Genomic DNA, 10,971 nt, shown 5'->3' with positions numbered 1-10,971 from the left:
GAGATGACGGTCTCCCTCAGCCTGGCGGAGACCCCCGCCGCCGCGTGGCACCTGCTGGCGACGGGCTACACGGTTGACTACAGCTGCCTGGCCCCCGGGTCGAGCACCCCGGTGACCGGTTCCCAAGCGCTGGCCGGCATCGCCGATCTGACGAAACCGAGCGAGGCCGTGATCGGGGACCTCCCGAGGGGCGCGGAGTGCCGGGTCACGAACCTGACGTACACGCCGACGGAGGACACCTCCGCGCCGGGCCAGTACGGCTCGGCCGCGGACGGGGTCACGGGATTCTCCTTCGCGACCGACCCCGAGGAATCGATCGTGTTGGGTGAGGAGCCGGAGGCGAACATCATCCGGATCACGAACACCTTTGCCGAGGCCACGGTCACGCTCGGCGTGACGGCCGAGGGCACCGCGGTGGGAATGCTCCCCGAAGACGCGGAGTTCACGGTTCAGATGCAGTGCGTCTTCGGCGGGATCACCGGCGAGACCCGCACCGTTGCCCTGCAACGCGGCGAAACGCACGAGGTCACTGGCTTGCCGGTGGGCGCGGACTGCGCGATCACCGAGACCGACCATCGCGGCGCGGCGCGGGTGACCGCGACGCTCGACGGTGAGGAGGCCCCGCTCACGGAGCAGCGCTCGCTCAGCGCCGAGGCGCTGGACCCGGGTCCGCACGAGGCGGTGTTCCGGAACACCTTCGACGCGGGCGGCGCGCTCACCGTGCTCAAGCGTCTTGAGCTGCCACAGGCCGGTCTCGCCTCCGGGGACGTCCGTTTTGCGCTGAGCTGCCAGCTCGGGGGATACCCGCTCGACCTGGGGGAGGAAGCGAGCCTCGGCTTTGCCTTCTCCCCGGGGCAGACGAGCGCCTCCGGCAGCGTCGCGGGGCTGCCGATTGATGCCGAGTGCACGGTGCACGAGACGGAAGCGGGCGGCGCGGACGAGCCGGCGCCGGACCGCACCGCGACGATCCTGCCGGAGGATGAGGTCATCGTCGAGATGGTGAACCGCTTTGCCCCGGCCGCGCTCGAACTCAGCAAGGAACTCGCGGGCGCAGGCGCGAGCGAGTCCCGGGTCCCGGGGAGCTTCGACCTGCGGGCGAGCTGCACGCGCGACCTCGTGGTTGCGGGGAACCCGGTCACGGTGACGGATCACGACGCGGTTTCCGCGGTCTCCCCGGGGACCCCGGTGATGCTCGATGGGCTGCCGAAGGGCTCCCGGTGCACGGTGACCGAGGAGGACGCGCGCGGCGCCGAGCGGACGGAGGTCGAGGTGCTCGGCACGGAGGCGCGTGACGAGGATCCTGCCGACGACGCCGCGACGGTGGCCCTGCCCGGACCGGCTTCGGGCGGGGACGGCGCCGCCGTCGTCACCCGGGTGCGGGTGACAAACCACTTCGCGGCGACTCCGGGGCTGAGCGTGACGGGAAGCGATCACCGGCCCGCCGCGGCGCTCGCCATCCTGCTCACCCTGCTGGGCATGGGCGTTGCCCTGCACGCGCATCGCCGCAGGGACCTCGCCTAGGGGCGCCGTCGTAACGGGGTCGGGGGTGAAACGCGCGGAGGCGCGCGTGCCCCCGGCCCCGTTTGAGGCGCGGGCCAGGAGCCGCTACGCTGGTCGGGCAGGCACGGTCGCCGGAGGCAGCGAACCGCTCGGGGGAACGACGCGGTCGAGGCTGGACAGACCCGAAAAATCCGTATAGAGTAGACAGTTGCACTCCGGACACACTTCAGCCTTCATATTGCGGTCGGCCGTCGCGCTCTCGAATAGAGCGAACCACCACCTGTGATCCGGGAAATTCACGAGAACCGGCATACGGCCCGACGGGGCCCACGGAGGTAATTTCCTTGGCTGCTGCGCGCAACGCAACTCCCAGTAACACGACCAAGAACGGCCGCGAGCACTCGCGGCTTTCGTTCGCAAAAATCTCTGACACGCTGACGGTCCCCGACCTCCTCGCGCTGCAGACCGAGAGCTTCGACTGGCTCGTCGGCAACGACGCCTGGAAGACGCGTCTGGCCGAGGGCATCGCCCAGGGCCGCGATGACCTGGCCACGGTCAACGGCCTGGAGGAGATCTTCGAGGAGATCTCTCCCATCGAGGACAACGCCGGCACGATGCAGCTCTCCTTCGAGAACCCGATTCTCGACGAGCAGAAGTACACCATCGACGAGTGCAAGGAACGCGGCAAGACCTACTCCGCTCCCCTCTACGTCGAGGCCGCTTTCTACAACACCGAGACCCAGGTGCTGAAGAGCCAGACCGTGTACATGGGCGACTTCCCGCTCATGACCGAGCGCGGCACCTTCATCATCAACGGAACCGAGCGCGTCGTCGTGTCGCAGCTCGTGCGTTCCCCCGGTGTCTACTTCGAGCGCCAGCAGGAGAAGACCTCCGATAAGGACGTCTTCACCGCTCGCGTGATCCCGAGCCGCGGTGCCTGGCTCGAGTTCGAGATCGACAAGCGCGACCAGGTCGGTGTTCGCATCGACCGCAAGCGTAAGCAGTCCGTCACGGTCTTCCTGAAGGCCCTCGGCATGACCAGCGAGGAAATCCTCGAAGAGTTCGCCGGCTACGAGTCGATCGCGATCACCCTGGAGAAGGACGCTGTCCTGACCCAGGAGGACGCCCTCAAGGACATCTACCGCAAGCAGCGTCCGGGCGAGCAGGTGGCAATCGAGGCCGCGCGTGCGCTCCTCGACAACAGCTACTTCTCCTCGAAGCGCTACGACCTCGCAAAGGTCGGTCGCTACAAGATCAACCGCAAGCTCGGCCTTGAGGCGCCGATCACCGACTCGGTGCTCTCGCTCGAGGACATCGTCGCGACGATCAAGTACCTCGTCGGCCTGCACGCGGGCACCGAGACGCTCCCCGGCTCCCGCGAGGGCAAGCCGGTCGCGATCCGCCTCGACACCGACGACATTGACCACTTCGGCAACCGTCGTATCCGCGCCGTTGGCGAGCTCATCCAGAACCAGGTCCGCACGGGCCTCAGCCGGATGGAGCGCGTCGTTCGCGAGCGGATGACCACGCAGGACATCGAAGCGATCACCCCGAACACCCTGATCAACACGCGCCCCGTGCTGGCCGCGATCAAGGAGTTCTTCGGGACCAGCCAGCTGTCGCAGTTCATGGACCAGAACAACCCGCTCGCGGGCCTGACCCACAAGCGTCGCCTGTCGGCGCTGGGCCCGGGCGGTCTGTCCCGTGACCGCGCTGGCGTCGAGGTGCGAGACGTGCACCCGTCCCACTACGGCCGGATGTGCCCCATCGAGACCCCGGAAGGCCCGAACATTGGTCTGATCGGCTCGCTGGCAACCTTCGCGCGAATCAACGCGTTCGGCTTCATCGAGACCCCGTACCGTCGGGTCATCGACGGCAAGGTTCAGGACCAGATCGACTACCTGACCGCGCACGAGGAGGACGAGTTCCTCATCGCGCAGGCCGGTGCCCCGCTGACCGCCGACGGCGTCTTCGCCGACAAGCAGGTGCTGGCCCGTCCCCGCGGCTCCGAGGTCATCATGGTCGACTCCGACCGCGTCGACTACATGGACGTTTCGCCCCGCCAGATGGTGTCCGTCGCGACCTCGCTGATTCCCTTCCTCGAGCACGACGACGCCAACCGCGCCCTCATGGGTGCGAACATGCAGCGTCAGGCCGTGCCGCTCGTCCGCTCCGAGAGCCCGGTCGTTGGCACCGGTATGGAGAACTTCGCCGCGATCGACGCGGGTGACGTGGTCACCGCCGAGAAGGCCGGTGTGGTCGAGGAGGTCTCCGCCGACGTCGTGACGATCATGCACGACGAGGGCGGCTCGAAGAGCTACTACCTGCGGAAGTTCGACCGCTCCAACCAGGGCACGAGCTACAACCACCGCGTCATCGTCAAGGCGGGCGACCGCATCGAGGCCGGCGAGGTCATCGCTGACGGCCCCGCGACCGAGAACGGTGAGCTCGCGCTCGGCAAGAACCTCCTCGTGGCGTTCATGCCCTGGGAGGGTCACAACTTCGAGGACGCGATCATCCTGAGCCAGAACCTGGTGAAGGACGACACGCTCTCCTCGATCCACATCGAGCAGTACGACGTGGACGCCCGCGACACGAAGCTGGGCAAGGAAGAGCTGACCCGCGACCTGCCGAACGCCTCGATGGAGGCCCTGAAGGACCTCGACGAGCGCGGCATCATCCGCATCGGCGCCGAGGTTCGCCCCGGCGACATCCTCGTCGGCAAGGTCACGCCGAAGGGCGAGACCGAGCTGAGCGCCGAGGAGCGCCTGCTGCGCGCGATCTTCAACGAGAAGAGCCGCGAGGTTCGCGACACGTCCCTGAAGGTGCCCCACGGCGTCTCGGGCACGGTCACCGAGGTCAAGGTCTTCGACGCGGAGAACGACAAGGACGACGAGCTCGGTTCCGGCGTGAACCAGCGCGTGGTCGTCTACATCGCCCAGAAGCGAAAGATCACCGAGGGCGACAAGCTCGCCGGCCGTCACGGCAACAAGGGTGTCATTTCGAAGATCCTGCCCGTTGAGGACATGCCCTTCCTGGAGGACGGCACCCCCGTCGACATCATCCTGAACCCGATGGGTATCCCCGGCCGCATGAACTTCGGTCAGGTGCTGGAGACCCACCTCGGCTGGATCGCCATGCAGGGCTGGAAGGTCGAGGGCAACCCGGAGTGGGCCAAGCGCCTGCCCGAGCAGGCCCGCGAGGCCACGGCCAACACGAAGGTCGCGACCCCCGTGTTCGACGGCGCGTCCGAGGAAGAGATCGCCGGGCTGCTCGACTCCACCACGCTCACGCGTGATGGCGAGCGCCTGATCGACTCCACCGGAAAGACCCGCCTGATGGATGGCCGCTCCGGCGAGCCGTACCCGTACCCCGTTTCGGTGGGATACATGTACATCCTGAAGCTGCACCACCTCGTGGACGACAAGATCCACGCGCGCTCGACGGGTCCGTACTCCATGATCACCCAGCAGCCGCTCGGCGGGAAGGCCCAGTTCGGTGGCCAGCGCTTCGGTGAGATGGAAGTGTGGGCGCTCGAGGCCTACGGCGCCGCGTACGCGCTGCAGGAGCTGCTCACGGTGAAGTCGGATGACATCCTCGGCCGCGTGAAGGTGTACGAGGCGATCGTGAAGGGCGAGAACATCCCCGAGCCGGGCGTTCCGGAGTCCTTCCGAGTGCTCATGAAGGAAATGCAGTCGCTGTGTCTGAACGTGGAGGTGCTGGGCTCCGACGGCGTCGCTGTCAGCCTGCGCGACACCGATGACGAGGCCCACCGCACCGCGGAGGAGCTCGGCATTAACCTGTCCAGCCGCTTTGAGTCCTCGTCAATCGACGAGATCTAAGCCGGACACCCAGACACCGAACTTTTTCAAGGAGAAACATTGCTCGAAGCAACGAGTTTTAGCGAGCTGCAGATCCGTCTGGCGACCGCGGAGGACATCCGCGGCTGGTCCTATGGCGAGGTCAAGAAGCCCGAAACGATCAACTACCGCACCCTGAAGCCGGAGAAGGACGGTCTGTTCGGCGAGCAGATCTTCGGACCCTCCCGCGACTGGGAGTGCGCCTGTGGCAAGTACAAGCGTGTCCGCTACAAGGGCATCATCTGTGAGCGCTGTGGCGTCGAGGTCACCAAGTCCTCGGTGCGTCGTGAGCGGATGGGCCACATTGAGCTGGCCGCGCCCGTCACGCACATCTGGTACTTCAAGGGTGTCCCGAGCCGCCTCGGCTACCTGCTCGACATGGCGCCGAAGGACCTCGAGAAGGTCATCTACTTCGCCGCGTACATGATCATCGACATCGACGAGGAGGGCCGTCACGAGGACATGCCCGGTCTCGAGAACGAGCTCCGGCTCGAGCTCAAGACCCTCGCCGATCAGCGCGACATCACCATCGGTGAGCGTCAGCAGCAGGCCGAGACCGACCTCGCCGCCCTGGAGGAAGAAGGCGCCAAGGCCGACCAGAAGCGCCGCGCTCGCGACGCCGCTGATAAGGACATGGCGCAGATCCGCAAGAGCTACGACGAGGACATTGCTCGCCTGGAGCGCGTCTGGGAGGAGTTCCGCAACCTGAAGGTTGGCGACCTCAAGCCCGAGGACGCCGTCTTCAACGAGCTCATGGACCGCTACGGCTCCTACTTCGACGCCTACATGGGCGCCGAGGCGATCAAGCGCCGCCTGCTGGACTTCGACCTGCAGACCGAGTCCGACGACCTGCACCTGCAGATCGCCGAGGGCAAGGGCCAGAAGAAGATCCGTGCGATCAAGCGCCTGAAGGTCGTCAGCTCCTTCCTGCAGACGGGCGGCAGCCCGGCCAGCATGGTCCTCGACGTCGTCCCCGTGATCCCGCCGGAGCTGCGCCCGATGGTGCAGCTGGACGGTGGCCGCTTCGCGACCAGCGACCTGAACGACCTGTACCGCCGCGTGATCAACCGCAACAACCGTCTGCGTCGCCTGCTGGACCTCGGTGCCCCCGAGATCATCGTGAACAACGAGAAGCGGATGCTGCAGGAGGCCGTTGACGCGCTCTTCGACAACGGCCGTCGTGGCCGCCCCGTCACGGGCACCGGAAACCGCGCCCTGAAGTCCCTCAGCGACATGCTGAAGGGAAAGCAGGGTCGGTTCCGTCAGAACCTGCTCGGCAAGCGCGTGGACTACTCCGGTCGTTCCGTGATCGTGGTGGGTCCCCAGCTGAAGCTGCACCAGTGTGGTCTGCCCAAGCAGATGGCGCTGGAGCTGTTCAAGCCCTTCGTGATCAAGCGCCTAATCGATCTGAGCCACGCTCAGAACATCAAGGCCGCCAAGCGTATGGTCGAGCGCAGCCGTCCCCAGGTGTGGGACGTGCTGGAGGAGATCATTCGCGAGCGCCCCGTGATGCTGAACCGTGCGCCCACCCTGCACCGCCTGGGTATTCAGGCCTTCGAGCCGCAGCTCGTTGAGGGCAAGGCGATCCAGCTGCACCCGCTCGTGTGTGCCGCCTTCAACGCCGACTTCGACGGCGACCAGATGGCCGTGCACCTCCCCCTCTCGGTGGAGGCGCAGGCCGAGGCTCGCCTGCTGATGCTGGCCTCGAACAACATCCTGAAGCCGTCCGACGGCCGCCCGGTGACCCTGCCCTCCCAGGACATGATCATTGGTCTGCACCACCTGACCACGGTCAAGGAGGGCGAGGTCGGCGAGGGCCGTGCCTTCTCCTCCGTGTCCGAGGCCATCCTCGCGAAGGACCAGGGCAGCCTGGACCTGAACGCGAAGGTGCGCATCCGGATCATCGGGTACACCGATGACGCCGGGGTGACCCACGAGAAGCCGGTGCTGGTGGAGACGACCCTGGGTCGTGCCCTCTTCAACGAGGCCCTGCCCGCGGACTACCCGTACTTCGAGACGGTCGCGGACAAGACCACGCTGTCCCAGCTGGTCAACGACCTCGCGGAGCGCTACCCCAAGGTGGAGGTCGCCGCGACCCTCGACCGGATCAAGGACGCCGGTTTCCACTGGGCGACCCGTTCCGGCGTGACCGTGGCCCTCAGCGATGTGCTGACGCCGAGCAACAAGAACGAGATCGTTGCTCGCTACGAGGTCACCGCTGCCAAGGTGCAGGGCAAGTTCGAGAAGGGCCTGATCACGGACGCCGAGCGTCGTCGTGAGCTGATCGACATCTGGACCCAGGCCACCGATGAGGTTGCCGGGGCGATGCGCGACGCCTTCCCCGAGGACAACACCATCAACCGCATGGTCACCTCCGGTGCCCGTGGTAACTGGCTGCAGATCCGGAACATCGCCGGTATGCGTGGTCTGGTGAACAACCCGAAGGGTGAGATTATCCCTCGCCCGATCATCTCGTCCTACCGTGAGGGCCTGTCGGTCGCCGAGTACTTCATCGCGACCCACGGTGCGCGAAAGGGTCTGGCCGACACCGCCCTGCGTACCGCCGACTCGGGGTACCTGACCCGTCGTCTGGTGGACGTCTCGCAGGATGTCATCATCCGCGAGCTCGACTGTGGCACCCGCAAGGGTCTTGAGCTGCCCATCGCAGCCAAGAACGCCGCTGGCGAACTCGTCCGCGACGACAACGTCGAGAACTCGGTCTACGCCCGGACGCTCTCGTCCGACGCGGTCACCGAGGACGGCACGGTGGTGGCTCAGGCTGGCGCCGACGTCGGCGACGTGCTGATCGACGAGCTGGTCACGGTCGGCGTGCACGTGATCCGCGTGCGCTCCGTGCTGACCTGTGAGTCCGCGGTCGGCGTGTGCGCGACCTGCTACGGCCGTTCGCTGGCCACCGGCCAGCGCGTGGACATCGGCGAGGCCGTCGGCATCATCGCGGCGCAGTCGATCGGTGAGCCCGGTACCCAGCTGACGATGCGTACCTTCCACACCGGTGGTTCGGCCTCGGCCGATGACATCACGCAGGGTCTGCCCCGCGTGCAGGAGCTCTTCGAGGCCCGGACCCCCAAGGGTGCGTCGCCCATCGCGGAGGCCGCCGGTCGGATCACGATCGAGGACACCGACAAGAGCCGGAAGATCATCCTGGTCCCGGACGACGGTTCCGAGGAGAAGCTGTACCCGATCCTGAAGCGCGCCACCCTCCTCGTGGAGGACGGCGACCGCGTCGAGCTCGGCCAGCCCTTCATCGCGGGAACGCTCGACCCGAAGGACGTGCTGCAGGTCGGTTCCACCGAGAACGGCAAGCACATCCCCGGTGAGCGCGCCGTGCAGAAGTACCTCGTCGAGGGCGTGCAGAACGTGTACCGCTCGCAGGGTGTGCCGATTCACGACAAGCACATCGAGGTCATCGTTCGCCAGATGCTCCGCAAGGTCACCGTGGTCGACCACGGCGAGACCGACCTGCTCCCCGGCGAGCTGGTCGACCGGTCGAGCTACACGAAGATCAACCGGGAGGCGCTGCTCGAGGGCAAGCGCGTCGCGACCGCTCGTCCCGAGGTGATGGGTATCACCAAGGCGTCGCTCGCGACCGAGTCCTGGCTGTCGGCCGCCTCCTTCCAGGAGACGACCCGCGTGCTCACGCAGGCCGCGATGGAGGGTCGTCGCGACCCGCTCATCGGCCTGAAGGAGAACGTGATCATCGGTCAGCTGATCCCCGCGGGCACCGGCCTGGAGAAGTACCGCAACGTGAACGTCGACGCCACCGAGGAGGCGAAGGCGGAGCGGTACCCGAACCGCCTGTTCGCCGACGACGGCAGCTTCGACGAGGGCGACCTCTCCTACGCGGACTTCGACAGCTTCACCTCTGACGAGTTCAACCCCGGCACCTACAACTAAGCGGTAGTCGCCGTCAGCAGGGCCCCGATCGCATGAGCGATCGGGGCCCTGCCTCGTTTCCGGGTGCGGGGAAGCGGGCGTGTGCCCCGGCGCACCCGCCCCGGAGCGGGCACGTTCTGCACAGATTCGGGCCCCCGTGCCCAGAGCTCCGGGGTCCCGAATAGCGTGGGCCGTGGCTGGGCAGGTCACGGAACGGGAGGACGACATCACGGTGCATGCCGGGCCGAGGGCGACACAACCTCAGGGGGAGCCGACCCCGGGGGAGCCGATTCCGAGGGAGCCGATTCCGGGGGGCGCACTCCTCCTGAACTATGCGGCGCTGGGCGCCGGGGCGCTCGCGCTCCGCGCCGGGGGGACCGCGGGGGTCGGGTCGCCGCGACCGCGCACGGGGGAGAGCGGCTCCCCCGTGGTGGACGAGGCGGTCGCGGAGCTGGACCGCGCCCGCCGGAGCGCCGAGGAGGCGCTGCGCGCGGAGTCGGCGCGCGGTGCGGCGCAGGCGGAGGAGGCCGTGCGGGCCTTCCGGGCGCTGGACGCCCGGGCGGCCCGGTGAGCGCCGCCGAATCCCCCGGGGCACGCGCGCTGTCCGGGGACTCCGGGGCGCTGCGTGCGCTCGCGGGGACCTGGGCCGCCGCGGGGGAACGGCTCCGGGCGGGGGAGCCCGCACGGCGGGCGCAGCTGGCGTTCGACGCGGGCGGGCGGGGGCAGGTTGTGCGGGCGCTGGGCCACGGCGCGGCCGTGCTCGGCGGGCAATCCGGCCGGCTGGGCGCGACCCTGGCCGACGCGGGCAACGCGCTGCGTGGCTACGCCGAGGCAACCGAGGAGCTGCGAGATACGGCCCGGTCCCTGGAGCGCCGTCGGCAGCTGGCCGCGAGCACGGCGGGCTCCCGGGAGCCGGCTGAGCCGTTCGGCACGGGCGCGGCCGTGGTGGGCAACCCGGGCACTCCTGGCGACGACGGCGCCGCGGCTCGGGCCAGCCGGGGCCTGATCGTCTGCGACGAGCGTCGGGAGGACCTGGACCGTCGGGTGGCGGCGCGGCTCCGCGAGCTCAGCGCGCGCCTGCGGCGGCTGAGCGAGGCCGGGCCGCGCTCCGGCGGCATCCGGGGTGCCGACGGGACGGGCGACGGCGCCGAAACCGCCCAGGCGCTCGCGGCGCTCACCGCCCTCTGCCGCGTCGAACGGCCGGGCGGCCGCCTGCGGCTCCGGGCGCTGCCCGGCCAGGCCGTGTCCGCCGCGGTGCGCTCAGGCGGCCCGGGCGAGGGCTTCGGGGTCCTGGCGGTTCGCCTGCTCGAGTTTGGCCGAGCCCTCGGCCGCGTCGCCTCCGCCGCCGGAGGCTCGGTCCTGCCCTCGGCCGCGCTCACGCTGCAGAGCGCCTTCCTCGTCGCCGGGCGGCACGCCTCCGGCGTGCCCGGGCTCCCGGGGCGAGCGGTCATGTTCGCCCTCGTCTCCGGCCTCGGCATCCGACAGGGCGGCCCCCGGGTGGCGGTGGGCGCCTTCGCGCTCCTGGAGCTCGACATCGGGCGACTCGCGGCAGCGGGGCGGCTGCCCCGAACGGTGCAGGGCCTCATCATCGGCGGACGCCTGCTGGGCGGCTTCCGGGACGCTGAGCTGCGTGTCCTCCCGGAAGGCCGAGGAGCCGGACCCGGCGGGGCAATGCGGGGGGACCCGGCCGCGGAGGACCGCGCTCGCGAGTATCGAC

Annotated in this window: 5 protein-coding genes; all 5 read left to right on the top strand. The window is 68.6% G+C overall.

What is annotated here, in order from left to right:
• On the top strand, positions 1 to 1,521 hold a 1,521-nt coding region (locus OOT08_RS06790; protein ID WP_325091842.1), incomplete at its 5' end, for a DUF5979 domain-containing protein.
• A 323-nt stretch (positions 1,522 to 1,844) separates the two neighbouring features.
• Positions 1,845 to 5,342, top strand: coding sequence for a DNA-directed RNA polymerase subunit beta (gene rpoB / locus OOT08_RS06785; RefSeq protein WP_325091841.1), 3,498 nt, complete (start codon positions 1,845 to 1,847; stop codon positions 5,340 to 5,342).
• Positions 5,343 to 5,381: 39 nt separating this feature from the next.
• Positions 5,382 to 9,275, top strand: a complete 3,894-nt coding sequence (gene rpoC / locus OOT08_RS06780; protein ID WP_325091840.1) for a DNA-directed RNA polymerase subunit beta' — start codon at positions 5,382 to 5,384, stop codon at positions 9,273 to 9,275.
• A 172-nt stretch (positions 9,276 to 9,447) separates the two neighbouring features.
• On the top strand, positions 9,448 to 9,825 hold the full coding sequence (locus OOT08_RS06775) for a hypothetical protein (RefSeq protein ID WP_325091839.1): 378 nt from the start codon (positions 9,448 to 9,450) through the stop codon (positions 9,823 to 9,825).
• On the top strand, positions 9,822 to 10,971 hold a 1,150-nt coding region (locus OOT08_RS06770; protein ID WP_325091838.1), incomplete at its 3' end, for a hypothetical protein. The genes OOT08_RS06775 and OOT08_RS06770, both read left to right, overlap by 4 nt.

It is taken from the genome of Leucobacter sp. M11 (assembly GCF_035726885.1).
Lineage (GTDB): Bacteria > Actinomycetota > Actinomycetes > Actinomycetales > Microbacteriaceae > JAPFRB01.
This window is presented reverse-complemented; position numbering and strand designations above follow the sequence as displayed.